Annotated in this window: 26 protein-coding genes; 4 read left to right on the top strand and 22 right to left on the bottom strand. The window is 70.2% G+C overall.

Annotated features, from left to right (window positions below):
• Positions 1-7 precede the first annotated feature (7 nt).
• The 9 genes from ACFVAE_RS14430 to ACFVAE_RS14390 form a co-directional block, all read right to left on the bottom strand.
• A complete protein-coding gene (locus ACFVAE_RS14430) occupies positions 8-1,009 on the bottom strand; it encodes a proline racemase family protein (RefSeq protein ID WP_378893458.1) in 1,002 nt (333 codons plus the stop codon).
• 76 nt (positions 1,010-1,085) lie between these two features.
• Positions 1,086-2,018: a dihydrodipicolinate synthase family protein gene (locus ACFVAE_RS14425; RefSeq protein WP_378893456.1), complete on the bottom strand. Its 933-nt coding sequence runs from the start codon at positions 2,016-2,018 to the stop codon at positions 1,086-1,088.
• Positions 2,019-2,073: 55 nt separating this feature from the next.
• On the bottom strand, positions 2,074-3,393 hold the full coding sequence (locus ACFVAE_RS14420; RefSeq protein ID WP_378893454.1) for an MFS transporter: 1,320 nt from the start codon (positions 3,391-3,393) through the stop codon (positions 2,074-2,076).
• Positions 3,394-3,480: 87 nt separating this feature from the next.
• On the bottom strand, positions 3,481-4,836 hold the full coding sequence (locus ACFVAE_RS14415) for an FAD-dependent oxidoreductase (protein ID WP_378893451.1): 1,356 nt from the start codon (positions 4,834-4,836) through the stop codon (positions 3,481-3,483).
• Positions 4,833-5,078: a (2Fe-2S)-binding protein gene (locus tag ACFVAE_RS14410; RefSeq protein ID WP_378893448.1), complete on the bottom strand. Its 246-nt coding sequence runs from the start codon at positions 5,076-5,078 to the stop codon at positions 4,833-4,835. The genes ACFVAE_RS14415 and ACFVAE_RS14410 overlap by 4 nt, the downstream gene beginning before the upstream one ends.
• Positions 5,075-6,235 (bottom strand): NAD(P)/FAD-dependent oxidoreductase, encoded by a 1,161-nt coding sequence (locus ACFVAE_RS14405; protein WP_378893445.1) that lies wholly within the window; start codon positions 6,233-6,235, stop codon positions 5,075-5,077. The genes ACFVAE_RS14410 and ACFVAE_RS14405 overlap by 4 nt, the downstream gene beginning before the upstream one ends.
• Positions 6,236-6,352: 117 nt before the next feature.
• Positions 6,353-7,018 carry a GntR family transcriptional regulator gene (locus ACFVAE_RS14400; protein ID WP_378893442.1) on the bottom strand — a complete coding sequence of 222 codons (666 nt, stop codon included), beginning with the start codon at positions 7,016-7,018 and terminating at the stop codon, positions 6,353-6,355.
• A 64-nt stretch (positions 7,019-7,082) separates the two neighbouring features.
• Positions 7,083-8,129 carry a hypothetical protein gene (locus tag ACFVAE_RS14395; protein ID WP_378893440.1) on the bottom strand — a complete coding sequence of 349 codons (1,047 nt, stop codon included), beginning with the start codon at positions 8,127-8,129 and terminating at the stop codon, positions 7,083-7,085.
• 7 nt (positions 8,130-8,136) lie between these two features.
• A complete protein-coding gene (locus ACFVAE_RS14390; RefSeq protein WP_378893438.1) occupies positions 8,137-8,592 on the bottom strand; it encodes an SRPBCC domain-containing protein in 456 nt (151 codons plus the stop codon).
• Positions 8,593-8,637: 45 nt separating this feature from the next.
• Here ACFVAE_RS14390 and ACFVAE_RS14385 point away from each other — a divergent pair, with 45 nt between their 5' ends.
• Positions 8,638-9,114 carry an HIT family protein gene (locus ACFVAE_RS14385; protein WP_378893435.1) on the top strand — a complete coding sequence of 159 codons (477 nt, stop codon included), beginning with the start codon at positions 8,638-8,640 and terminating at the stop codon, positions 9,112-9,114.
• A gap of 1 nt (position 9,115) precedes the next feature.
• Here the strand turns inward: ACFVAE_RS14385 and ACFVAE_RS14380 are convergent, their stop codons facing one another.
• Positions 9,116-9,733 (bottom strand): helix-turn-helix transcriptional regulator, encoded by a 618-nt coding sequence (locus tag ACFVAE_RS14380; protein WP_378893433.1) that lies wholly within the window; start codon positions 9,731-9,733, stop codon positions 9,116-9,118.
• Positions 9,734-9,918: 185 nt separating this feature from the next.
• Between ACFVAE_RS14380 and ACFVAE_RS14375 the strand changes: the two genes are divergently transcribed.
• Positions 9,919-10,392: a molybdenum cofactor biosynthesis protein B gene (locus tag ACFVAE_RS14375; protein ID WP_378893431.1), complete on the top strand. Its 474-nt coding sequence runs from the start codon at positions 9,919-9,921 to the stop codon at positions 10,390-10,392.
• Positions 10,393-10,512: 120 nt separating this feature from the next.
• Here ACFVAE_RS14375 and ACFVAE_RS14370 read toward each other — a convergent pair whose 3' ends face one another.
• The 10 genes from ACFVAE_RS14370 to ACFVAE_RS14325 all read right to left on the bottom strand — a co-directional run bounded on the left by ACFVAE_RS14370 (position 10,513) and on the right by ACFVAE_RS14325 (position 21,227).
• Entirely contained in the window at positions 10,513-10,794 is a 282-nt protein-coding gene (locus ACFVAE_RS14370) for a DUF6457 domain-containing protein (protein WP_378893428.1), read from the bottom strand.
• The gene (locus ACFVAE_RS14365; protein ID WP_378893426.1) at positions 10,791-11,405 is read right to left on the bottom strand and encodes a molybdenum cofactor guanylyltransferase; all 615 of its coding nucleotides are present in this window, start codon (positions 11,403-11,405) and stop codon (positions 10,791-10,793) included. The genes ACFVAE_RS14370 and ACFVAE_RS14365 overlap by 4 nt, the downstream gene beginning before the upstream one ends.
• A 50-nt stretch (positions 11,406-11,455) precedes the next feature.
• Complete coding sequence (locus ACFVAE_RS14360) at positions 11,456-12,151, bottom strand: ArsR/SmtB family transcription factor (RefSeq protein ID WP_378893424.1); 696 nt, start codon at positions 12,149-12,151, stop codon at positions 11,456-11,458.
• A complete protein-coding gene (locus ACFVAE_RS14355; protein WP_378893422.1) occupies positions 12,148-12,513 on the bottom strand; it encodes a hypothetical protein in 366 nt (121 codons plus the stop codon). The genes ACFVAE_RS14360 and ACFVAE_RS14355 overlap by 4 nt, the downstream gene beginning before the upstream one ends.
• Positions 12,510-12,983 (bottom strand): OsmC family protein, encoded by a 474-nt coding sequence (locus tag ACFVAE_RS14350; RefSeq protein ID WP_378893420.1) that lies wholly within the window; start codon positions 12,981-12,983, stop codon positions 12,510-12,512. Before ACFVAE_RS14350 ends, ACFVAE_RS14355 begins: the two co-directional genes overlap by 4 nt.
• Positions 12,984-13,063: 80 nt before the next feature.
• Positions 13,064-14,302, bottom strand: a complete 1,239-nt coding sequence (gene glp, locus ACFVAE_RS14345; RefSeq protein WP_378893418.1) for a gephyrin-like molybdotransferase Glp — start codon at positions 14,300-14,302, stop codon at positions 13,064-13,066.
• 103 nt (positions 14,303-14,405) lie between these two features.
• Positions 14,406-15,170, bottom strand: a complete 765-nt coding sequence (gene narI / locus ACFVAE_RS14340) for a respiratory nitrate reductase subunit gamma (RefSeq protein WP_378893415.1) — start codon at positions 15,168-15,170, stop codon at positions 14,406-14,408.
• Positions 15,167-15,865, bottom strand: coding sequence for a nitrate reductase molybdenum cofactor assembly chaperone (narJ, locus tag ACFVAE_RS14335; RefSeq protein WP_378893413.1), 699 nt, complete (start codon positions 15,863-15,865; stop codon positions 15,167-15,169). The genes narI and narJ overlap by 4 nt, the downstream gene beginning before the upstream one ends.
• A complete protein-coding gene (narH, locus tag ACFVAE_RS14330; RefSeq protein ID WP_378893411.1) occupies positions 15,862-17,508 on the bottom strand; it encodes a nitrate reductase subunit beta in 1,647 nt (548 codons plus the stop codon). Before narH ends, narJ begins: the two co-directional genes overlap by 4 nt.
• Positions 17,505-21,227 (bottom strand): nitrate reductase subunit alpha, encoded by a 3,723-nt coding sequence (locus tag ACFVAE_RS14325; protein WP_378893409.1) that lies wholly within the window; start codon positions 21,225-21,227, stop codon positions 17,505-17,507. Before ACFVAE_RS14325 ends, narH begins: the two co-directional genes overlap by 4 nt.
• 188 nt (positions 21,228-21,415) lie before the next feature.
• Between ACFVAE_RS14325 and ACFVAE_RS14320 the strand changes: the two genes are divergently transcribed.
• A complete protein-coding gene (locus tag ACFVAE_RS14320) occupies positions 21,416-22,639 on the top strand; it encodes an MFS transporter (RefSeq protein WP_378893407.1) in 1,224 nt (407 codons plus the stop codon).
• 52 nt (positions 22,640-22,691) lie between these two features.
• On the top strand, positions 22,692-24,059 hold the full coding sequence (gene radA, locus ACFVAE_RS14315) for a DNA repair protein RadA (protein WP_378893404.1): 1,368 nt from the start codon (positions 22,692-22,694) through the stop codon (positions 24,057-24,059).
• 5 nt (positions 24,060-24,064) lie between these two features.
• Here radA and ACFVAE_RS14310 read toward each other — a convergent pair whose 3' ends face one another.
• Together ACFVAE_RS14310 and ACFVAE_RS14305 are read right to left on the bottom strand one after the other, a co-directional pair.
• A complete protein-coding gene (locus ACFVAE_RS14310; protein ID WP_378893401.1) occupies positions 24,065-24,304 on the bottom strand; it encodes a hypothetical protein in 240 nt (79 codons plus the stop codon).
• The gene (locus ACFVAE_RS14305) at positions 24,301-24,705 is read right to left on the bottom strand and encodes a dehydrogenase (RefSeq protein ID WP_378893399.1); all 405 of its coding nucleotides are present in this window, start codon (positions 24,703-24,705) and stop codon (positions 24,301-24,303) included. Before ACFVAE_RS14305 ends, ACFVAE_RS14310 begins: the two co-directional genes overlap by 4 nt.
• Positions 24,706-24,817 lie beyond the last annotated feature (112 nt).

The raw sequence follows: 24,817 nt of genomic DNA, 5'->3' as shown, positions 1-24,817 counted from the left end.
TGTCCTCCTAGAACACGAACCCCTCGGGGAACGGGTCGTTCTCGTCGAGCATGTACTGGCCGAGCCCGGTGACCCAGGCGCGGCCGGTGATCGTGGGGATGACCGCCGGCCGGTCGCCGACAGTGGTCTCACCCACCAGGTGTCCCGTGAACTCCGTGCCGATGAACGACTCGTTCACGAACGGGGTGTCCAGCGCCAGCTCGCCGCGGGCGTGCAGCTCGGCCATCCGCGCGCTGGTGCCGGTGCCGCAGGGCGACCGGTCGAACCAGCCGGGATGGATCGCCATGGCGTGCCGGGAGCGCACGGCGTCGGAACCGGGGGCGATGAACTCCACGTGGTGCACGTGGTTCGCGCCCTCGAGCACGGGATGCACGGGCGGCGCCTGCTCGTTGATCGCATCCATGATCGCCAGGCCGGCGGCGATGATCTCGCCCTGGCGGGAGCGGTCGAACGGCAGTCCCACCTGATCGAGGTCGACGAGGGCGTAGTAGTTGCCGCCGAAGGCGACCGAGTAGGTGATCTCGCCGATGCCCGGCACGTCGATGCGCTCGTCGAGCCGGTCGACGAAGCTCGGCACGTTCTCGATGGTGACGTCCACGGCGCGGCCGTCCTCCACACGCACGCGAGCGATGACGAGACCGGCCGGCACGTCGAGGCGGATCTCGGTCACCGGCTCGGTGACCTCGACCATGCCGGTCTCCACGAGCACGGTGGCGACGCCGATCGTGCCGTGACCGCACATCGGCAGGAATCCGGATGCCTCGATGAAGACGACACCCCAGTCGGCGTCGTCCCGCGCCGGTGGCTGCAGCAGCGCGCCCGACATGGACGCGTGCCCGCGGGGCTCGTTCATGAGGAACCCGCGCAGCCCGTCGAGATGCTCCATCGCGTACAGGCGGCGGTCGTTCATGGTCGCACCGGGGATGCGTCCGACTCCCCCGGTGACGACGCGGGTCGGCATCCCCTCGGTGTGGGAGTCGACGGCCTGGATGGTGCGGCGAGCGCGCATTAGCATCCTCCAAGTAGAGAGCGGGGAGGGAGGGGACGCCGGCCTGCGGCATCCCCACCCTGAATCATCACATGCCTCAGGCGAGCACGGCCGAGCGCGCCGCGAGAGCGGCCAGCGCACGCTCGGTGTCGGCGGTGACCTGGGCGCGCTGCTCGTCGCTCAGCGGGCCGCGCGGCGGACGGGTCGGCCCGCCGTAGGAGTTGCCGCAGATGTCCATCGACAGCTTGATGGCCTGCACGAACTCGGTGCGCGAGTCCCAGCGGAACACGGCCACGAGCTGCTCGTAGAGCGCCTTCGCCTCGCGCCACTTGCCCTCGGTGAGCAGGTTGTACAGCTCGACCGCCTCGCGGGGGAACGCGTTCGGGTAGCCGGCGAACCAGCCGACCGCGCCGTTGACCATGAGCTCGAAGAGCACGTCGTCGGCACCGGCGATGATGTCGATGTCGCAGAGCTCCTTGATCTCGTAGACGCGGCGGACGTCGCCGGAGAACTCCTTGATCGCGACGACCTCGGGGATCTCGGCGAGCTTGGCGACCAGCGACGGAACAAGGTCGACCTTGGTGTCGAAGGGGTTGTTGTAGGCCATGATCGGCAGGCCGGCCTTCGCCACCTCCTCGTAGTGCGCGATGACCTCGGCCTCGTTGGCACGGTAGACGATCGGCGGCAGCAGCAGCACGCCGTCCGCGCCGTCCTCACGGGCGTACTCGGCCCACTGACGCGCCTGGTGGCTGCCCACGCCGTGCGCGCCGGCGATCACGATGCCACGGCCGTCGACGGCATCCACGGCGACCTGGATGACCTTGCGGCGCTCCTCCTCGGTCAGCGAGGAGTACTCGCCGAGCGAGCCGTTCGGGCCGACGCCGCGGCATCCGTTCGACATCAGGAAGTCGACGTGCTCGCCGAACTTGTCGTAGTCGACGGCCAGGCCGGCCGGTGCCGACGAGTCCTCCTTGAACGCGAGGGTCGTGGCGACGACGACGCCACCCAGGTCCATGCTCTTCTCGGTCATGCTGTTCTCTTTCTGTCGCGCCGCGGAAGCGGCGGTTCTGTCGGGGTCGACACGCTCAGTCGCGCATCGATCGGCGGTTGGTCTCGGGCATCGTCATCACGACGAGCAGTGCCAGCACGGTCACGATCACGACGTACCAGGCGGGGGCGACGGTCGACCCGGTCAGGCTGATCAGCCAGGTGGCCAGCAGCGGCGCGGTGCCGCCGAAGATCGTGAAGGCGAGGTTGTAGCTGATGGATGCACCGGTGTAGCGCACCCGTGCCGGGAACAGCTCCACGAAGGCCGGGCCGGCTGGGCCGAAGAACAGTCCGAGCGCGAGGCCGAGCAGGCCCTGGCTGACGATGGCGGCACCGAGGGTCCCGACGCCGACGAGCAGGTAGGCGGGCACGGCGACGACCGCGCCGAACAGGCCGGCGATCAGCAGCATCCGTCGGCGGCCGATCCGGTCGGAGACGAGCGCGGCCACCGGGACGGTGAAGAACGTGATGAGCAGCGCGATGCTGTTCGAGATCAGCGCGGCGGAGGACTCCAGACCGATCGTGACCGTCATGTAGGAGTAGAAGTAGCCGGTCAGCGAGTAGTAGCCGAGGCTGGCGACGGCGGCGATGCTGAAGCAGACCAGCATGTTGCGCCACTGCTCGCGGAACACCGTGCGGATCGGAGCCTTCTCCACCTGGCGGCTCTCGCGCATCTCGAGGAAGGCGGGCGACTCGTCGACGCGGGTGCGGATGTAGAGACCGACGACCGCGAGCGGTGCGCCGAGCAGGAACGGCACGCGCCATCCCCAGGACTCGTAGGCCTCAGGCGCAAGCACCGTGGTCAGGCCGAGCACGAGCAGGGCCGCGATGACGGGCGGCAGGTTGGACCACGTGTAGACCATGCCGACGTTGAAGCCGCGGCGCTCGATGGGCGAGTGCTCGGCCACGAAGGAGTTCGAGCCGATCGTCTCGCCCGCGGCGGAGAGGCCCTGGACCATCCGGAGCACGACCAGCAGCACCGGGGCCGCGACGCCGATCGCCGCGTAGGTCGGGAGCAGCCCGATGAGCGTGGTCGAGACGCCCATGACCAGGATCACTGCGGCGAGCACGCGCTTGCGGCCGAAGCGGTCGCCGAGGTTGCCGAGCAGGAAGGCGCCGATGGGGCGGGCGATGAACCCGACCGCGTAGATGCCGAACACGGCCATGAGAGCGGCCGCGGGGTCGGTCTGCGGGAAGAACAGGGTGGCGATGACGGGCGCCGCGTAGGCGTACACCGCGAAGTCGAACCATTCGACGAAGTGACCGATGGCCGAGGACGTCATGACCTTGCGGACACGGCGGGCCTCGGCTTCGCCGGGCGAGGCGATCTGGTCTTCGATCTCAGTGGGGGTGCTCATGCGGCTCCTTTGTCGCGTGGGGGGGATATGACACGTAACATATCACACACTACTAGGGCGTCCAAGGGACGGCTCTGATGCGGGGCGTCAGGCCCCGTCTACCGGATGCCGCTGCGCGGCGAGCTCACCGATGCGCACCGAGGAGAGGACGGGTCTGCGGTCGAAACCGGATGCTGCGCCGATGATGTCCTCGACGCTTCGTCCGCACGTGCGGCCCTGACAGGGGCCGAGGCCGGCACGGGTGGCGAGCCGCATGCCGCGGCTCGACGCATCCGCGTACTCGCGGAGGGATGCCGCGGTCGCCGCCTCGCAGCGGCACACGACGGTGTCGTCGTCGAGCCAGGCGGTCCAGCCCGGGCGGATCTCATGGGTCCGCAGACGCTGTGCGAACGTCCGCATCCGCCGACGCGCGGCGAGCGGCTTGCGGTAGCGCAGGTCGGCGCCGGGGACTCCGGCGGCGGCGAGTCCGGCGATCGCACCTTCGGCGAGTGCGGCGTCCGCTCCCCCGATGCCGGTGATCTCGCCGGCCGCGTGCACGCCGCGGATGCTGGTGAGCTGCTGCCCGTCAACCTTCACGAAGCGCTCGGAGGTGATCTCGCAGCCGAATTGGATGGCCGCCTCCAGCCGCGGCGTGAAGCCGTGGCCGAGGGCGACCGAATCGCACTCGACGGTGCGCTCCGTGCCGGCGATCGGACGCCAGTCGCTGTCGATGCGCGAGATCGTGACGGCCTCGACCGAGGTCGTTCCGTGGATGCGGGTGACGGCGCTGCCCAACCGGTACGGCGTGCGGCTGCGCAGCAGCGATGCCGCGTAGGAGCCGAGCTCGCCGGCCTTGCCCGCCGCGGCAGTGAGCTCCCAGGGCCTGCGGCCCCACCCCTTGACGAGCGTGCCGGTCGTGGCCGCCTCGACGACCTCGACGACCTCGACACCGAGCAGCGCGGCACTCTGCGCGACCGGCAGCAGGAATGGCCCCGCTCCGGCGACGACCATCTTGGTGCCGAGCGCCACACCGTCGCGCTTGGCGAGCGCCTGCACGGCACCGGCCGAGGTGACCCCGGGCAGGGTCCAGCCCGGCACCGGGAGCACCCGATCATGGGCACCGGTGGCCAGCACCACGGCATCGGCCTCGAGGGTCTCGCCGTGCCGCTGCGCATCGTCGACCGGGCCGCTGAGAGTGTGCACGCGCAGCGGCTCGCCCGCCTCCACCCGCCAGACGCTCGTGGACGAGAGCACGCGCACATCGGCGAGGCCCCGCTGCAGCTCGCCGAAGCGGCCGAGCTGATGCTGCATCCGCGGATCGGTGAAGAGGGGGTGGTGCCGCCAGAACTGCCCGCCGATGCGCTCCCCCTCGTCGACGAGGACGACCTCGGCACCCGCGCCGGCGGCGGATGCTGCGGCGGCGAGCCCCGCCGGGCCCGCGCCGATCACGACGATGCGCGTCATGCTCGCGACTCCCTCTCGACGATGTCGCCCGCGCACGCGGTGCGCTGGCAGGCACGGACCCCTTCGACGCCGTTCACCGTGACGACGCAGTCCTGACAGATGCCGATGCCGCAGAAGATGCCGCGTTCACCGCCCTGGGCGTCGCGCCAGGCGCGGTGGCCGTTCGCCAGCAGGATGCCGCCGATGCTCTGCCCGTCGCGCCCCTCGAGCTGCTCGCCGTCGAAACTGATCTGCACGGTCATGCGGGAACCCCCTGGAGCGTGGCGCGGGTGGGCAGGAACGGCGTCGGATCGAGCGGCGCGGGCGTGCCGAGCACGGCGTGCGCGATGAGCGCGCCGGTGGTCGGTGCCAGTCCGATGCCGGCTCCCTCGTGCCCCGCGGCATGGAAGAGCCCGGCGACGCGGGCGTCCGCGCCGATCGCGGGAAGGTGGTCGGGCGCGTAGGGCCGGAATCCGTAGTAGGTGCGCAGCAGCATGGTGTCGCGCAGGAACGGGTACAGCCGGGTCGCCTTGTCCGCGATCTCGGCCAGGGGTTCCAGCAGCCCCTCACCCGAGAAGCCGACGCGCTCGCGGCTCGACCCGATCAGCACGGTGCCGCCCGGCGTGGACTCCACGACCGTCGAGGTCTGCAGCGCAGCATCCCCCGACCCGACCGCGCCGACGTAGTCGGCGTCGTAGACCTTGTGGAACACGCGCTGCGGCATCGGCACGGTCACGAGGATCGTGCCGCGACGCGGGCGGATGTCGAGCTCGGCGCCGAACAGCGCGGCGGCGTCTCCCGACCAGGGCCCCGCGCAGTTGACCACGGCATCCGCGTCGATGCGCCCCTCGGGGGTGAGCACACCGCGCACGCGGTCGCCGTCGACGACGCCGCCCGTGACCTCGGTGATGCGGAACTGTGCGCCGAGGTGCCGGGCACGGGCGAGCATCGCCTGCGTGGCGAGGCTGGGCTGCACCTGTGCGTCATCCGGATAGCGCACGCCGAGGGCGACGTCGGGCGAGAGGTGCGGTTCTGCGGCGCGCAGCGCGGCCTCGTCCAGCGCCTCGGCACGGATGCCGATGCCGCGCTGCCCCTCCGCGAACGACTCGAGCCCCTCGACCCCGCCGGGGAGCGAGACGACGATGCCACCCTTCGCCTCGAACTCCGTCGCGGGCTGCCCTGGGACGCGGTCGGCGTCGAGCCGTTCGGCGAGCTCGCGCCAGGCGCGATTCGCCTCGATCGCCATCAGCGCCTCTGCACCGGGCTCCTTGTCCGACACGAGGATGTTGCCCTCGCAGCGGCTCGAGGTCTCGCCGGCGACGCCGGTGCGGTCGAGCACGATCACCTCGGCCCCCGCCTCGGCGAGCGCGAGCGCACAGGCCGCGCCGATGGCGCCTGCGCCGATCACGATGACCCGCATCCGCCGCCTCCTTCGCTTTCGGCATTGTGCCGCGTGACATATTACCTTGCGAGGAACGAAGCTCCGCTCAACTCCCGCATCGGATGCCGCGCGGCGCCCGGCGCCGAACGGCGCCTGTCAGCCCTCGTCCTGTCCGCTCCACAGTCCGCCGACATGACGGATGTGCCGGCGCATCAGCGCCTCGGCGTCCTGTCCCTTGCCGGCGACGAGCAGGTCGACCAGCTGCGCGTGTTCGAGCGAGGTCGCCACCAGCGCGTCGGACTCGGCGAGCTGCACGAGACCGACCAGGCGAGTCTGCTGCCGCAGCTCGCGCACGGTCTCGACCAGCTTGGGGTTGCCGGTGCACTCCAGGATGCGCAGGTGGAACTCGGTGTCCGCCGCCAGGTACTCGTCGAAACGGGCCTCGCGTGCCGCGGTCACGATCCGGTCGGCGATGACGCGCAGCTCGGCGACCGTCGGATCATCGAGGTTGCCGGCGACGACGACCATCGGCGGCGCCTCGAGCAGCATCCGCACCTCGCTGAGGTGACGCAGCTCTTCGGGCGACACCTCTGTGACCTCGAAGCCGCGATTGCGGATCGGGCGCAGGAAGCCGCGGCGGGCGAGGTTCAGCATCGCCTCGCGCACCGGAGTCGCACTGACGCCGAACTCGCCGGCGAGGGTGGGAACCGTCAGCACCTCACCCGGGGGGATCTCACCCGAGACGATGCGCGAGGACAGCTGCGCCTCGACCTGCTCGCGCAGGCTCTCGGCCGGCGACAGCAGGGTGGCGAAGCCGCTCACAGGTCACCACGGCGATAGTCGGTCATGTGGCATATGGTACCGCGCGCGCCCACGCGGGCCCGTGTCACCAGTGCGCGGCGACGTCCGCGTGGGTCTGCAGGATTCCCTCGGTGGTGCCGGCCGGTGCCCGGCCGATGCCACACTCGGTCGCGACCCCGAACTCCGGCACGACGGCGGATGCCGCGGCGATGCGCCGCTGCGCGCCCTCGGCGCCGTCCTCGCGGTGCACGAGCCCCAGGTACAGCTCGTCCACCGCCGCGAGCTCCGAGAGCGGGGCGAAGTAGGCCGCGTCGTCGCGCTCGATCGGCACCGGAAGGTGCAACCAGGTCAGGTCGCGATCGGAGGCGGCGATCACCGCGTTCGCGTAGCGCACCAGGTTCCCGGCATCCGCCGGCTCGATGAAGTGCTTCTCCCCGGCGTCGCCGTAGCAGAGGTGCACACCGACCTCGACGTCCGCGGGGACGGCGCCGATCAGTGCGCTCAGGCGCGAGACCACCCCGTCGAACGGGTCGCCCGGCCACCAGGCGTCCATGACCTTTCCGTAACCGGAGGCGCGCTCGATGATGCCCATCTCGCTGGCGACGTCCCACTGGATCGCGAGATCCTCGTGCGGGATCGAGGCGACGATCTCGTCCACCTCGCGCAGGATCGCGTCGGCGTACACCGGCTCGATGGCAGCACGGTCGTCGCCCGAGAAGTACGACGAGACGACGGCCAGCGGCGTGGGCAGCGACACCTGGAACCGCACGCCTTCGGCGATCGCGCCCTCGGCGCGCAGGCGGCGGAAGATCTCGTACGACTCCAGGGCCGCGGCTGCGTAGCCGAGCGGCGGGAGTTCGATGGATGCCGCATCCGCTCCCTCGGCGATGCGCAGCGGACGCGCGTCGATGCCGGCCTTGAACGGGATGGGGTTCTCCCCCACGCGCTCGATGCCCTCGGCCTGGCCGATCACGTCGGGCTGGAACATGATCCAGTGGAACCGCTTGCCCACCTCGCCGTCGGGGATGCGGCGGAGCAGGCCGCCCATCAGCTCCGATGCTGTGCGCATGGTCTTCTCGGCATCGTCGTAGTTCACGCTGCCGACGAGCAGGGCGCCTTGGGGCTGAGTCATGCCTCCATTATCCGCCGACGTACTCGGCCAGATTCCGCAATGACGCCTCCAGTCCGGCCCGGTGGTCCTCCGCCGAGATGCCGGAGGGCACGTTCTCGGCGCGGAACACGACCTCGGATGACGCTCCGCGGGCCGTGACCTCCCAGGTCATCCGCATCGTCCCTGCGAAGGCGGGGTCGTCGGAGACGAAGTCGAACTCCTGCACGATCCGGACACCGGGGCTCACCTCGACGAAGGTGCCCTCGACGACATCCGTCCCGTCACCGGTCTTGCCGGCTTCGTCGCCGCCGTAGCTCAGCACGATGCGGCTGGTGCCACCCTCGCGCAGGTCGTAGCTCTCGACGCGTCCTGTCATGCCGTCCGGAGGGAGCCAGCGCTCCAGTGCTGCGGGGTCGGCGAGCGCCTTGTAGACGCGCACCGAGGATGCGCCGATCGTCGCCGTCGCCTCATCTGTTCTCGTCATGCCCTCCACGCTACGGATCGGACGAGCTCCCCGTAAGGTCGTTGCATGGTGTGGCGCGAGGACAGGATCGGATCGGCGGCGCGCGGGGAGAACCCGACCGTGCTCGCCGAGACGCCGGCGGGCTACGCGGTGATCGGCGATGTGCAGTTCCTGCCCGGTTACAGCGTGCTGCTGAGCAGGAGCCCCTCGGCGACGGCTCTGGCCGAACTGCCGCGCGCAGAGCGCGTGCAGTACCTGGCCGACGTCGATCTGCTTGCGACCGCCGTGGAGCGCGCCTGCCGCGCGCACGACGCGGGATTCCGCCGGATGAACATCGAGGTCCTCGGCAACACCGACGCCTTCGTGCACGCGCACATCTGGCCGCGGTACGAGTGGGAGCCGGCCGACCTCGTCCGCAAACCGGTATGGCTCTACGACCCGACGCACTGGCGCGATCCCGCGCACGCGCTGGATGCCCGGCACGACGCGCTGCGTGCGACCATCACAGCGGAGCTGGAACGGCTGCTCGCCGAGGAGCGCTGACTCAGGCGGCGTCGACCCGCAGCTGCACGGTGCACTCGGACGGATTCGCGGCGGCGAGCACGCACTCGGCGGCGATGGGGCCGCCGGCCTGGGTGAGCACGCCCTGCATCAGTCCGAGGTGCACCTGGCACAGCAGCGGACGGTTCTCCGGCGAGGCCGCGGCATGTGGGCAGGGCGTGAGCTCGACGGTCATCTCGCGTTCGTCGATGATCGGGTCGAAGCCGCTCTCCTCGAGATGCTCGACGAGTGCGTCGAGCTGATAGGTGGCCTCGCGGCCCAGCTCCGAGGCATCCGTGTGCAGCACGCGACGCATCAGATCCCCGCGGCGAGCCGCCTCGTTGACCTTCTCGCGGGCCACCGGGCTGGAGGCGCCGGGGGCGCCGGTCGCGGCGCTGTACAGCGTGCGCGGACGCCCGCGGGTGGTGCGGTGCTCGGTCTTCTGGATGATGTAGCCGCCCTCGTCCAGACGCTGCAGGTGCTCGCGCACCGTGTTGGCGTGCAGGCCGGTCTCCTCGCAGATCTCGGCGATCGTGCGATCGGGTCGCGTCTGGACCAGGTGCAGGATCTGCACCCGTGAATAACTCGAGATCGGCCCGCAGACGGGCCTGGCGGTCACCATGCCAACAGTATGACCCAGCGTTCTGAACGGCTCGGGAGAAGAGGCCGTGAATAATCGCGCCCGCGGCGCCTTAGCGGGGTGCTGCGGATGGATCTTGAGTATCGCTGCGCTCACCTACTGATGCGCTGGGGGCATCAGTAGGTGAGCGCGCGGCCGCGTCTGAACTGCGGCCCTAAGCTGGGGCCATGCTCCAGGCTGCGGTGATCACGGTGTCCGACCGCTCGGCAGCGGGCCTGCGGCCCGACGGGTCGGGTCCGGTGGCCGTCGAGGCGCTGCGCGCGGCGGGCTTCGCCTGCGACGACGCGCGGATCGTCCCCGATGGAGCGGATGCCGTGGAGACGGCGCTTCGTGCGGTCATCGCCGACGGCGCCCGGCTGATCGTGACCAGCGGAGGCACCGGCGTCGCGCCACGGGATGCCACCCCCGAGGGCACCGTCCGGGTGCTGGAGCGCGAACTGCCTGGCATCCCGGAGGAGCTGCGCCGCGTCGGCGCGGCGCAGAAGCCGGTCGCCCTGCTCACGCGTGGACTCGCCGGCGTCGCCGACGGCGCACTCATCGTCAACCTGCCCGGCTCGCCCGGTGGTGTGCGTGATGGGATGCCGGTGATTCTCTCCGTCGCCGCACACGTGATCGCACAGCTCGACGGCTCGGATCACTGACCGTCCGCCTGTCGCCCCGCGAGCTCTGACCACCGGTCGTTGAGCGAGGGAGCGCAGCGACTGAGACGAAACGCCTTCAGCGGACCTGAGAGCGTTTCGTCTCGGTCGTTCCTCCCTCGCTCAACGACCGGGAGACTCCGGCCAAGTGCCGGCGAGCTCGACCACGGCGGCGACGGCGGCTCGGATGTCCTCGGGGGAACCTCCCTGACGGCCGGCGACCAGGCCGGCGACGAAGGCGCTGAACGGCGCGGCCGGCCGGGCGACGCCGTTCGCGACGTCACGGGCCAGATCGAGGATCAGCGCGATCGGCACGTCCTCGGCGGAGAGGTCGAAGCGCTCGCGCAGGGCGGAGGCCCACTCCTCGAGAGCCTCGGGCGGCAGGGTGCTCTTCTTGTCAGTCATGCGTCGTCTCCTCTGATCAGAGTGTGCATCTCACGCGCCCGCGCGAGATCCTCCGGCGTATCGACATCGGCGGTCAGCCCGTCGTCGTCGGGCAACAGCACCAGGTCGAGGTCGAGGTCGCCGAGTAGGGCGCGGCAGGAGGCCCCGGAGACTCGGTCTCCGAGCGCCGCGAGCTCCCGCCGCAGAGCTTCTGTGCGGTAGATCCCCGACAGCCATTGCGGACGCCCGTCCGCGATGAACACCGCACCATCGCCGCCCTCGAAAACCGAAGCGACCAACTGCGGCACGACCTCGTCGGCGCGAGGCAGGTCGCCGGCTAGCAGCACCGTCCACTCCCCCGCATCCGCTGCGGTGAGCGCCGCGGCGAGCGCCGCGACCGGACCGCCGAACGGCGGCTGCTCACGCACCCACAGCACCGGCGCGGATGCGTCGAGCTCGGGTCCCACAGCGACGATGGGCATGCACCCGGCATCCTGCAGTGCGCGCACCGCACGCCCGAAGAGGGTCATGCCGCCGACGTCGAGCAGCGGCTTGTCGCCTCCACCCATGCGCGAGGCCCGACCGCCGACCAGCACGACCGCGCTGATGCTCGGGAGATGCTGATCGCTCATCCCTCCACTATCGCCGGACAGTTCCGCCGACGCCAACACCCGGAGCCTGCTCACATCCCCGTGTGCCCCAGCGTCGCGAAGCGCTCCCGGCCGCGGGCCGTTACCGTCAGAGCGCGGTCGTCGCGGCGGCGGCGCAGCCAGCCGTCTTCGATCATCGCGGCGAGAATGCTGTGCCCGAGCCTCCCGGCGATGTGCGGCGTGCGCTCGGTCCAGTCCATGCACGCGCGCACAGCTGGCCGCGGCGAACGCTGCCAGCCCAGCGTAAGTCCCAGGTCGTCGCCGATGCCGGTCACATCCTCTCCGGCGGGAAGGGTCCAGGCGCCATCGGCCACGACGACCCAGGAACGCTCCGCGGCGAGCTCGGCGATGAACACTCCGGCGCGACCGGCCAGATGGTCGTAGCAGGACCGCGCCTCGCGCATCGCCGCACGCCGGTCGAAGGTGGTCGCCGAGTTCACCCGGGCCTCGCCGGACAGCTGCAGCAGCGCCTCGACCGCAGTCGCGACCGCAGGGTCGGCGAGGCTCGCCAGTCGCGTCCTGCCCCGCTGCTCGACCCTGATCAGTCCTGCATCCTGCAGCTTCGCGAGGTGTGCACTCACCGTCGACGGGGCGAGGCCCACCCTGGTCGCGAGCGCGCCGGCGGGCAGCGGCGTTCCGCCGAACAGCTCGTGCAGGATGCGCAGGCGAGCGGGCTCACCCAGCACGCGCCCGAGCTCGTCGAGCGGAAGCCGCACCTCGCCGCTCACGCCAGCGCCGCCCTCGCCGCATCGGGGTCGTCGACGACGAGCACCTTGCGGTTGTCATGGTCGCTGTACTGCGCGAGCAGGCGCACGCCCGCATCGGCCAGCCGCGTCATGATCCGGCCGAGAGCGCCCGGTACGTCGGCATCGAGGGGCACGATCACCGTCGGCCGCAGCTCCACGTCACGGATGCCGGCGGACTCGAGGGCCCGCACCGCGGCATCACCTTCGGCGACGAGGTAGTGCGCGACTTCCGCCCACATGCCTCCGCCCTCCAGCGAGACTCCGGCCTCACCGAGGACCGCACCGATCCGCGCGAGCGACGCCGCGCCGTCGGGCGCGGGAACCGTGATGTCGCACATGGTCATGCCACCGCCTCCACGGTCTCGTCGATCTCCACTTCGGCGATCAGCCGGACCGGCGTTGCCAGGGTGTTCGCGATGTAGCACTGCGCATGGGCGGTCTCGAGCAGTTCGCGGACCGTCCATTCGTCGGTGCCGCGCGCGGTCACCGCGACGTGCAGGGCGATCTCGGTGATCCGCATCGGGTCGGCGTCGTCCGGCATGATGGCCTCCGCCGAATCGGTGTAGCCGATGATGTCGACTTTCGCGAGTGCCGCCGCTGCGAGGAACGACAGCAGCTGGCACGAGCTCGCCGCGGCGAGCAGCAGCTGCTCGGGGTTGGGCAGTGCGGCATCGCCGCGGAACGCCGGGTCAGCGCTCACAGTCAACGATCCCGCCTCGCCGAGGCCCACCACGTGCTCGCGCCTGTAGGCGCGATAGCCGTCGCCGGTACTGCCGGTCCAGTCCAGTTCGGAGGAGTACGTGTGCGTCGTCATGTCTTCATCCTGGAACGGATTCGTTTCGATGGCCGCCGAAATGTGCCCCTCCTCCGGCGGATCGAGGTGACGAAGGACGCTCAAGGGTCGAGCAGCACCACGTCCACGAGGTCACCCACCTCGACCGACGTGACCGCCTCCGGCACGATCGCGTAGGCTTCCGCCGCGCCGAGTCCGACGACCAGGTGGGAACCGGAGCCGCCGCCGCTGGACGGCCGCACAACCGGCCGCGCCGGATCGCTCCGGTCGATCACCGCGGGCAGGTACTGCCGCCGTCCCGGCGCGGAACGCCACGACTCTCCCGCCGGCAACCGCCATGCAGACCGCGCGACGTTGACCAGGCCCTGCATCCGCAGCAGCGCCGGCCGCACGAACACCTCGAACGACACCGCCGCGCTCACCGGATTGCCGGGCAGGCCGAACAGCAGCATCCCGGCATCCGTCGTGCCGAAGCCCTGCGGCTTGCCGGGCTGCATGGCGACCTTCGTGAACTCCATCGCGTCGCCGAGACTCTGCCGCACGACCTCGTACGCGCCCGCACTGACACCGCCGGAGAACACGACTGCGTCGGCCCCCAGTTCGGCCGCGAGCGCCACCGCCTCTGACGGGCCGTCGCCCGAGTCGTCGACGGTGCGCCGCAGCACGATCTCCGCGCCGGTCTCGCCGACCAGGCCTGCGAGCAACAGGCTGTTCGACTCCGGGATCGTGCCGCGAGTCAGCGGCTGCCCCGGAGGCACGAGTTCCGATCCGGTCGCCACGACCGCCACGCGCGGCCGCCGGGTGACGGCGACCTGCGCGACCCCCGCGGATGCCAATGCCGAGAGCTGTCTGGAGCCGAGTCGGATGCCGGTGGGCACTACCTCGCTGCCCACCGCGACGTCCTCGCCCGCGGCACGCACGTGCGCACCGCGTCGCCGAGGCGCGGCCAGCACGACGGCGGATGCCAGGGAGTCGGCGAGCCCGCCCGAGGTGTCCTCGAACGGGACGATCGCATCGGCGTCGGTCGGCACCGGCGCGCCGGTCATGATCCGCGCGGCCTCTCCCCGTCCGATCGCCGGGTCGAGCGCGCTGCCGGCCGGTACGTCGGCCACGACCCTCAGGGTCGCAGGATGCTCCGGGCCCGCGTCCGCCACATCCGCGAACCGCACGGCGAAGCCGTCCATTCCAGAGTTGTCGAAGGGCGGGACGGCGTTGCTCGCGACAGCGGACTCGGCGAGCACCCGACCGGATGCCTGGTGCAGGGGCATCTGCTCGACGGCCGGCGGCCGCACAGCCGCGAGCACGCGGGCGAGCTGCTCCTCGACGGAGCGGAGCGTCATCGGGGGCGCCCTTCTTCTCGCTTCGCTCGCTCAGGACCCGCGGAGAACCGGCGCCCTTCGTCTCGCTTCGCTCGCTCAGGACCCGACCCGCAGCGGCCGGCCGTCACGGGCGACGCAGCCGTGCGGGGTCCGGGGCCGCCACCGGGTCCCAGCCGCGCTTCGGGGCCCGGCTGCCGCGCTGCTCGTCGCGCGAGCGGTAGACGATGTAGGGCCGGAACAGGTAGCCGACCGGTGCCGAGAACACGTGCACCAGGCGGGTGAACGGCCACAGCGCGAACAGCAGGCAGGCGGTGATCACGTGCAGCTGGAACAGCAGCGGAACGCCGACCATCAGCTCGGGGTCCGGCCGGAAGATGATCATCTGCCTGATCCACGGCGAGATCGTCTCGCGATACGCGAACCCGCCGCCGAACACCTGGTGCACGACGGTCGCGGCGGTGCCGAACAGCAGCGTCGCGCCGAGGAAGACGTACATCACCTTGTCCATGCGCGTGGTGGCGAGGAACACCGCCGCCACCGTGCGGCGCCGGAAGATCAGGATCGCCAGGCCGGCGAGCGTCAGGATCGCGGCCGCCGTCCCGAGCACGGTCGCACCGATGTGGTACATGTGCTCGTCGATGCCGATGGCATACAGCCACTCGCGCGGGATCAGCAGTCCGACGGCGTGCCCGACGATCACCATCAGGATGCCGAGATGGAACATCGGAGAGCCCCACTGCAGCAGCTTGTTCTCGTAGGTCTGCGATGACCGCGTCGTCCAGCCGAACTTGTCGTAGCGGTAGCGCCAGATGTGGCCGAGGATGAACACCGCCGCGCACACGTACGGCAGCACGACCCACAGCAGGATCTGCAGAGTGGTCACGGTCATTCTCCCTGGCTCATCGACCGGAAGGTCGGCATCGGCAGGCTCAGGCCGACCGTCTCGGTCGGCGGGCCTTCGTTCACGAGCGCGAGCACCCGCTCCTGGGTGCGCTGGTCGACCTTCGGCAGCGACAGGGTCACCGCGCGCACCACCAGCGCCCACGGGCTGTCCATGCCTTCGAGCGCGGCGCGCAGCACCTCGATGCCCTCGCGATGCGCGGTGAGTAGGGCGCTCGCGACCTCGGAGTCCGAGCGCGCGGAGAACTCCAGGACCGCGGGCAGGTAGTCGGGCAGCTCAGCTGCGTCGAACTCCCAGCCCGCCGCGCGGTAGGCGTCGAGGAACGTCACCAGCGCGGTGCCGCGCCGGCGGGTGTCGCCGGTCGCGAAGTAGCTCAGGTACAGCGAGCACTTCCTCTTCAGGTCGAACGTGCTCACGTAGTCCCGCTGCCACACGGATGCCCCAGCTTCCGATGCCCGGTCGATGAACTCCGTGAGCGGCGCAGCCACCGCCGCGGGCAGTCCGGCGGCGTGCGCGCGCAGATCGCCGAGCCGCGCGAACCACGCGGCATCCGGATAGTCGAGCAGCAGCGACGCGAGCATGTGCACGGTGCGGCGCTGCGCGCCGGTGAGCTCGACCGGAGTGAGCGCCTGCTCCGGCATCCGTCGTCGCGGCGTGACGCGGGGAGGGAGGACGGTGCTCACGAGCCGTCCTCCGGCGGGAACAGGCCGTCGGGATGCCCGTTGCCGTCCCAGTTCAGCAGGTTGACCCTGCCCCCGGTCGACGGACGGTCGGCGGTCTGCCGGTCGGCCAGCACATGGAAGTTCTCCACCGCGACGGGAACGGCCTGCCCGCTGGCGGCGCCGAACGGGCCGCTGGTGGCGCCGCCCATGCCTGGGCCGCCGTCGTAGTCCAGCGAGCACGCCATCTCCTCGAGGTCGTGCGCCTGTTCGTAGTGCGCCGGCGGGATCACGTAGCGCTCCTCGTACTTCGCGATCGCGAGCAGCCGGTACATCTCCTCGATCTCGCGGCCGGTCATGCCGACCGCCTCGGCGATGGACTCCTCGCGCACGTCGTCGATGCTGATCCCGCGCATGTACGAGCGCATGGCCGCCAGCTTGCGCAGCGCGGCATCCACCGGGGCGACGTCCCCCGCGGTGAACAGCTCGGCGAGATATTCGATCGGGATGCGCAGCTTCTCGATCGCGGCGAACAGCGTCCTGGCATCCTCGCCGTCGTTGCCCGAGCCGGTCACGACGTCGACCACCGGCGACAGCGGCGGGATGTACCAGACCATCGGCATGGTGCGGTACTCGGGGTGCAGCGGCAGCGCGACCTTGTACTTCTGGATCAGCTTCCAGATCGGGCTGCGCTGGGCGGCGGTGATCCAGTCCTCGGCGATGCCGTCGCGGCGTGCGGCCTCGATCACCTCGGGGTCGTTCGGGTCGAGCAGCACTGAGCGCTGCGCCTCGAGCAGGTCGTGCTCGTTCTCGGTCGAGGCGGCCTCCGCCACACGGTCCGCGTCGTACAGCACCAGGCCCAGGTAGCGCAGCCGGCCGACGCAGGTCTCGGAGCACACGGTCGGCAGACCGACCTCGATGCGCGGATAGCACATGGTGCACTTCTCGGCCTTGCCGGTCTTGTGGTTGAAGTAGACCTTCTTGTACGGGCATCCGCTCACGCACATGCGCCAGCCGCGGCACGCGTCCTGGTCGACGAGCACGACGCCGTCCTCGGCACGCTTGTACATCGCGCCGGAGGGGCAGGAGGCCACGCAGGACGGGTTCAGGCAGTGCTCGCAGATGCGAGGAAGGTAGAACATGAAGGCCTTCTCGAACTCCGCCGAGACCTCCTGGCTCATCTTCTTCAGGATCGGGTCGTCCTGCATGGTCTCGATCGACCCGCCCAGGTCGTCATCCCAGTTCGCCGACCACTCGATCTTCATGTCCTTGCCGGTGATCAGGCTCTTCGGGCGGGCCACCGGGGTGTGCTGCTCACCGCTGGGGGCGTTCACGAGCATGTCGTAGTCGTACGTCCACGGCTCGTAGTAGTCGTCCATGCCCGGCAACTTCGGGTTCGAGAAGATGCGCGCGATCTTCGCGAGGCGCCCTCCGGAGCGCAGCCGCAGCCGGCCGCGCTTGTCGCGCACCCAGCCGCCCTGCCACTTCTCCTGGTCCTCGTACCCGCGCGGGTAACCGAGGCCCGGCCGGGTCTCGACGTTGTTGAACCAGACGTACTCCACGCCCGTGCGGTTGGTCCAGGCCTGCTTGCACGTGACGGAGCAGGTGTGGCAGCCGATGCACTTGTCGAGGTTCATCACCATCGACATCTGAGCCATGACTCTCATCGGTACTGCACCTCCTGGTTGCGGCGACGGATGGTCGTCACCTCGTCACGCTGGTTCCCGGTGGGTCCGAGGTAGTTGAACGCCCAGGCGAGCTGCGCGTACCCGCCGATGAGGTGGCTCGGCTTGAGCAGGATCCTCGTCAGCGAGTTGTGGATGCCGCCGCGCTGGCCGCTCATCTCGGAGATCGGCACATCCACGGTGCGGTCCTTCGCGTGGTACATGTACACGGTGCCCTCCGGCATCCGGTGCGACACGTTGGCCCGAGCGACCACGACGCCGTTGCGGTTGTACGACTCGATCCAGTCGTTGTCCCGCACACCGATCTTCGCGGCGTCCTGCGGACTCATCCAGATCGTGGGGCCGCCGCGCGAGAGCGACAGCATGAACAGGTTGTCCTGGTACTCGGAGTGGATCGACCACTTCGAGTGCGGAGTCAGGTAGCGCACGTGCACCTCGGTGTGGGTGCTCTTCCCGGGCTCCACATCGCCGAACAGGCGGTGCATGTCCAGCGGAGGGCGGTAGATCGGCAGCGCCTCGCCCAGCTCGTCCATCCAGTCGTGGTCGAGGTAGAAGTGCTGCCGGCCGGTGAGCGTGTGCCAGGGCTTGAGGTGCTCGACGTTGATCGCGAAGGCCGTGTAGCGCCGACCGCCGTGCTCGGAGCCCGACCACTCCGGTGAGGTGATGACGCTGCGCGGCTGCACCGACACGTCCTGGAACGTCAGGTGCGTGCCCTCGTGCTCGTCGGCGAGGAACGCCATCTTCTGACCGGTGTGCTTCTCCAGGGCCTTGAAACCCTGCACGGCGAGGCGGCCGTTGCTGGTGCCCGAGAAGGCCAGGATCATCTCGCAGGCGCGCTGGTCGCTGTCCAGGCGCACCGACCCGGCGTACGGCCCGGACTCGACCGTGCCGTTGACCGCTTTCAGCCGCTCGATCTCGGGGTCGGGGCGATAGGTGATGCCCTTGGTCGTCATGCCGAGCTTCGCCGTCAGGGGTCCGAGCGACTTCCACTTCTCGGCGAGGTTCGGATAGTCGCGCTCGACGACGACCAGCTTCGGCATCGTCACCCCCGGTATCCGCGGCAGGTCCTCCACCCGGCCGTGCGGCGTGGCCATCACGTCGGGGGTGTCGTGCTGCAGCGGTGCCGCGACGATGTCCTTCCGCACACCGAGGTGCGTGCGGGCCATCTCGCTGAACTTCTCGGCCAGCAGGCGGAAGTACTCGAAGTCGGTCTTCGTCTGCCACGGCGGCGCGATGGCCGGGTTGAACGCGTGGATGAACGGATGCATGTCGGTCGACGACAGGTCGTACTTCTCGTACCAAGTGGCGGCCGGCAGCACGATGTCGCTGAACAGCGTGGTGCTGGTCATGCGGAAGTCCGCCGTCATCAGCAGGTCGAGCTTGCCCTCGGGCGCCATTTCTCGCCAGGTCATGTTCACCGGACGCGAGCCGGGCGCCGCCTCGGATGCCCGCACTGCGGCATCCGTGCCGAGCAGGTGCTTGAGGAAGTATTCGTTGCCCTTGCCGGAGGAGCCGAGCACGTTCGCCCGCCAGATGTTCATGATGCGGGGGAAGTTCTCCGGGGCATCCGGGTCTTCCACCGAGAAGCGCAGCGACCCCTCGTTCAGGCTGTCCACGACGTGCTGCGCGGGCTCCTTGCCCGCGGCCTCCGCCTCGTCCACGAGGTCCAGCGGGTTGCGGTCGAAGGTCGGATAGCTCGGCATCCAGCCGCGCTGCACCGACTCGACGAGGCAGTCGGCGGTCGTCTTGTCGGCGAACCGGCCGGTTCCGAGCGGGGACGCCAGTTGGTCGGCGGGCAGCCCGTCGTAGCGCCACTGGTCGGTGGCGAGGTAGAAGAACGCGGTGCCGATGGTGTGCCGCGGCGGGCGGCCCCAGTCCGCGGCGGCCGCGTACTGCTGGTAGCCCGTGATGGGACGCACCTTCTCCTGACCGACGTAGTGCGCCCAGCCGCCGCCGTTCACGCCCTGGCATCCGGTCATCGTGGTCAGCGCGAGGAAGGTTCGGTAGATGGTGTCGGAGTGGAACCAGTGGTTCGTGCCGGCGCCCATCAGGATCATCGAGCGGCCGCCGGAGCGGTCGGCGTTGTCGGCGAATTCGCGGGCCACGCGGATCGCCTGGGCGGCGGGCACCGATGTGTGCTCCTCCTGCCAGGCGGGCGTGCCGGGGCTGGTCGCGTCGTCGTAGCCGGTGGGCCACTCGCCGGGGATGCCCTCGCGACCGACGCCGTACTGCGCGAGCATCAGGTCGAACACCGTGGTGACCGTCTTGCCCGCGATCTGCCGGGTGGGCACGCCGCGGACGACGACGCCGGAACCTCCGGCATGCTCCTGCCCGGGCTCGGGGTCGAGGTCGAACCGGGGCAGTCGCACCTCCGCGGCATCCCCGGCCCAGTCGGACAGATCGGTGACCGAGAGCGGCGGCACGACGTCGCCGAGGTCGAGGTTCCAGCGACCCTCGTCCTCGGGGCCGAAGCGGTGGCCGAGCGATCCGTTCGGCACCACCGCCGTGCCCGCGGCATCCATCAGCACCGGCTTGAAGTCGGCGCGCGACTGCGCGGCGGCCTCGCCGCCGAGGTCGGAGGCCGTGACGAACTTGCCGGGCACCAGGCCGCCGTCTCGCTCCTCGAGCTCGACCAGGAACGGTGCGTCGGTGTACCGGCGCATGTAGTCCTGGAAGCGCTCGGTGCGCTTCTCGACGAAGTGCTCGCGAAGGATCACGTGGCCCATGGCGAGGGCGAGCGCGGCATCCGTTCCCGGGTGCGGCGCCATCCACTCGTCGGCGAACTTCGTGTTGTCGGTGTAGTCCGGCGAGACCGTGACGACCTTCTGGCCGCGGTAGCGGGCCTCGGTCATGAAGTGCGCGTCCGGCGTGCGGGTGACGGGCACGTTCGAGCCCCACATCATCAGGTAGCCGGCATTCCACCAGTCGGCCGATTCCGGGACATCCGTCTGGTCGCCGAACACCTGCGGGCTCGCCACCGGAAGGTCGGCGTACCAGTCGTAGAACGACAGCATGGTGCCGCCGATCAGGTTCATGAACCGTGATCCTGCGCCGTGCGAGACCATCGACATGGCCGGGATCGGCGAGAATCCCGCGACGCGGTCGGGGCCGTACTTCTTCACCGTGTGCACGTGCGCGGCGGCGGCGATCTCCATCACCTCGTCCCACGTCGTGCGGACAAGCCCGCCCTTGCCTCGGACGCGCTTGTACCTGCGCGCCTGCTCCGGGTCCTCGACGATCGACGCCCAGGCATCGACAGGATCGGGATGCTGCGTCTTGGCCTGCCGGTACAGCTCGGCGAGCGTGTCGCGGATGTAGGGGTAGCGGACGCGCGTCGGCGAATAGGTGTACCAGCTGAACGCGGCACCTCGGGGGCAGCCGCGCGGCTCGTACTCCGGGGAGTCGGGGCCGACGCTCGGGTAGTCGGTCTGCTGAGCCTCCCACGTGATGATGCCGTCTTTGACGTACACCTTCCACGAGCAGGATCCGGTGCAGTTCACGCCGTGCGTGGAGCGCACCACCTTGTCGTGCGACCAGCGATCGCGGTAGAACACGTCGCCCGACCTGCCGCCCTCGAGGAACACCGCCCGGAGATCTTCGGAGACCTCTCCCGGCCGGAGGAACCGGCCCATGTTCAGAAGTGCGTCGGCGAGTGGCCCATCCGTCGCCGGCTCGCTCGCGGTTCGCATGGCGGGGGTCATCGCTGCTCCTTCTCCCGGGGAGGTCACGCTGTACTCAGCATCCTGCCCGGGGCCCCGGAGCGTGGCAAGGGCCCACCGGGTTTATTCCCGCGCCGAACTCCCACCTCGGTTAGACCCGGCGGAAGTGGTGGTGCGCGGCTCTCAGCCCCGCTACTCTCTGGCACAAGACCTCGGGAAGGGACTCCTCGATGAGCGCGCAATCCACGACTGTGCCGTCCACCGATACATCGCTCAAGGGAGGGTTCACCCAGGTGATCCTCGCCACGCTGGCCTCCACAGTCGGGTTCTGGGCGTGGATGGCGATCGCTCCGCTGCAGAAGACCTACGCGACGCAGATGGGTCTCGACGAGGGACAGATCTCGCTGATGCTCGCCACCCCGGTGCTCGTGGGCGCGCTCGGCCGCATCGTCGTCGGCGCGATGACCGACCGCTTCGGTGGGCGCAAGATGTTCACGTTCGTGCTGCTGCTCTCGATCCCCGCGGTGCTGCTGGTGGCCCTCGCCGGATCGATCAAGAGCTTCCCGCTGCTGCTGCTCGCCGGCTTCTATCTCGGTGTCGCCGGAACGATCTTCGCGGTCGGCGTGCCGTTCTCGAGCGCGTGGTTCCCGCCGGAGCGGCGCGGGTTCGCGAACGGAGTGTTCGGCATGGGCATGATCGGCACCGCGGTGTCGGCGTTCTTCACGCCGCGCCTCGCCGAGTCGATCGGATACTTCCCCACCCACCTCCTCATCGCGGCGCTGCTGCTGCTCATGGCGGTGCTGAGCTGGTTCTTCCTGCGGGAGTCACCGGCGTGGCAGGCGAACGACGCGAAGCTGATCCCCAAGGTGATCGGCGCGCTGAAGCTGCCGGTGACCTGGGAGATGTCGTTCCTGTACGGCATCGTGTTCGGCGGATTCGTGGCGTTCTCGACCTTCCTGCCGAAGTACCTCACGACGATCTATCCCGACGAGGTCGACGCGGTCGGCGCCGGCACCCGCACCGCGCTGTTCGCGGTCGCGGCGGTGATCGCCCGGCCGATCGGCGGTGTGCTGGCCGACAGGTTCGGGCCGAAGGTGATCGCGCTGATCTCGCTCGGCGGCATCGTGACCCTGGCGTACGTGGTGGGTCAGCAGCCGCCGGAGGGCATCGTCACCGGCGCCACTTTCATCATGATGGCGGCCGCGATGGGCCTCGGCATGGGCGCGGTGTTCGCGTGGATCGGACCGTCGACCCCGAAGGACAAGGTCGGTGCGGTCAGCGGCGTCGTCGCTGCAGCAGGCGGGCTCGGCGGCTACTTCCCGCCGCTGGTCATGGGCGCGACCTACAACGCCGAGACGAACTCGTATCAGCTCGGTCTGTGGTTCCTCGTGCTGGTCGGAGCGTTCGCTCTGGTCGTCGCCGGCATGCTGAAGGACGTCGGCAGGAAGAAGTAGGGCGCCGCCCTCGCTGCACGGCGATGTCCCCAGCCCCGGATAGCCTTGCCGCATGGCATCCAAGCGCTCCGCTCCCCCGGCTTTCGCATGCACCGAGTGCGGGTGGACGACGGCGAAGTGGGTGGGCCGGTGCGGCGAGTGCCAGCAGTGGGGCACGGTCGTCGAGCAGGCCGCGCAGACCGGCATCCTGCGCCGGATCGACGCCGTCGCGCCGACGGCGTCGCGCGCCGCCCGCCCCATCACGCAGATCACGACGACGGACGCCCCGCGCCGCTCCAGCGGCGTCGGTGAATTCGACAGGGTGCTGGGGGGCGGTATCGTCCCCGGAGCCGCGATCCTGCTCAGCGGCGAGCCGGGCGTCGGCAAGTCGACGCTGCTGCTCGAGGTCGCCGCGCGTGCGGCCCGCGGCGGTCGTCGTGTGCTGTACGCCAGCGCCGAGGAGTCCGCGGCGCAGGTGCGTCTGCGTGCCGAGCGCACCGGCGCCCTGCACGACGAGCTCTACCTGGCCAGTGAGACCGATCTCGCGACGATCCTCGGTCACATCGACGAGGTGCAGCCGCAGCTGGTGATCGTCGACTCGGTGCAGACCGTGTCGTCGTCCCTGTCGGACGGCGCGGCGGGCATGCCGGGCCAGGTGCGCGAGGTCGCGTCCACCCTGATCCGCGTCGCCAAGGAGCGCGACCTGCCGATCGTCATCGTCGGGCACGTCACGAAGGACGGGCAGGTCGCCGGCCCGCGGATGCTGGAGCACCTCGTCGACGTCGTCTGCCACTTCGAGGGCGACCGGCAGACGTCGCTGCGATTCATCCGCGCGCTGAAGAACCGTTTCGGTCCGACCGATGAGGTCGGATGCTTCGAGATGACCGGAGCCGGCATCGCGGAGGTCCCCGACCCGAGCGGACTCTTCCTGTCGCAGGGCGCGGCCGAGCCGGGCACCTGCGTGGCGATCTCACTCGAGGGGCGCCGCGCGCTGCCCGTCGAGGTGCAGGCGCTGACCATCGCGGCGAAGGGACCGAACCCCCGTCGGGTGGTGCACGGGCTCGACTCATCGCGCGTGGCGATGGTGCTCGCAATCCTGGAGCGGCGTGCCGGCATCAAGGCCGGCGAGGTCGACGTGTACGTGTCGACGGTCGGCGGGGTGCGCTTCACCGAACCCGCCGCAGACCTGGCCATCGCGATCGCCGTCGCGGGCTCGATCCAGCAGTTCTCCGTGCCGCGCACGGTCACCGCCGTCGGCGAGCTCTCGCTCGCAGGTGAGGTGCGCCCGGTCACGCAGGCCGCGCAGCGGCGCTCCGAGGCCGCGCGCCTGGGATACGAGCAGGTCATCGACGACAGGTCGAAGTCGCTCAGGGCCGCCCTGACCGACGTCCGTTCCCGGGCGGCATCCCGCCGCAACGAGGACGACATCCCCGCATTCTGACGCGATCAGACGCGCGGATCGCTCGGGCCGCCCCGCGTCCCCTTGTGATCCTCCTCGATGATGCGCACGTCGTGCACGGTCACCGTCTCGGCCATGAGCAGGTCGAGAGAGGTGACGAACAGCTCGCCGATCAGTTCCGGGGTGGCGTCCGGCCCTGGCAGGTCGACGCGGAAGTCCTGCGCCTGCAGACCGCCGCCGTTGGCGAAGGTGACCTCCGCATCGAAGACCGCGCGGTACGAGGTCACGCGTTCAGCGCCTTGAGCAGTTCCTCGGGCGGAGCCTGCATGGGATGCGGACCGGCGATGTCGAGAAACACGGTCGTGATGCGCTCGCGATGCGTCGTGAGGAACGCCTTCAGCCAGGCCGCCGAGTAGATGCCGACGCCGGGCGGCAGGTTCGCGGGCTTGTTGCGCGCGTCGCTGAACAGCAGCAGCGCGATCTCTCCGGTGTTCGGGTCGCGGTAGGTCCACACCTCGCCGCCGTCGAGCGGGTTGTCCCTGGCGCCGGGCCTGATCAACGGCACGATCGTCGTGCCGTTGCGCAGCGCGAGGGCCACCGCGGCCATGTCCTGCTTCTCGAGCGCCTGCGCGAGCGCCTCGGAGCGGAACTCCTCGGGCGCCGGCTTCTTCCGACCCTTCTTCGCCATGCATCCAGCTTATGGGCGACAGGGGCAGCGGAAAGAAGTGGGGCCCTCTCGAATCCTCCATTGGGGACTGGGGTACTCGAGAGGGCCCTCGCGGTCTTGATCAAGCCGATGT

This window comes from Microbacterium sp. NPDC057659, from assembly GCF_042799915.1.
GTDB lineage: Bacteria > Actinomycetota > Actinomycetes > Actinomycetales > Microbacteriaceae > Microbacterium.
Note: the sequence above shows the minus strand (reverse complement) of the source record. Positions and strands in the feature narration are given on the sequence as shown.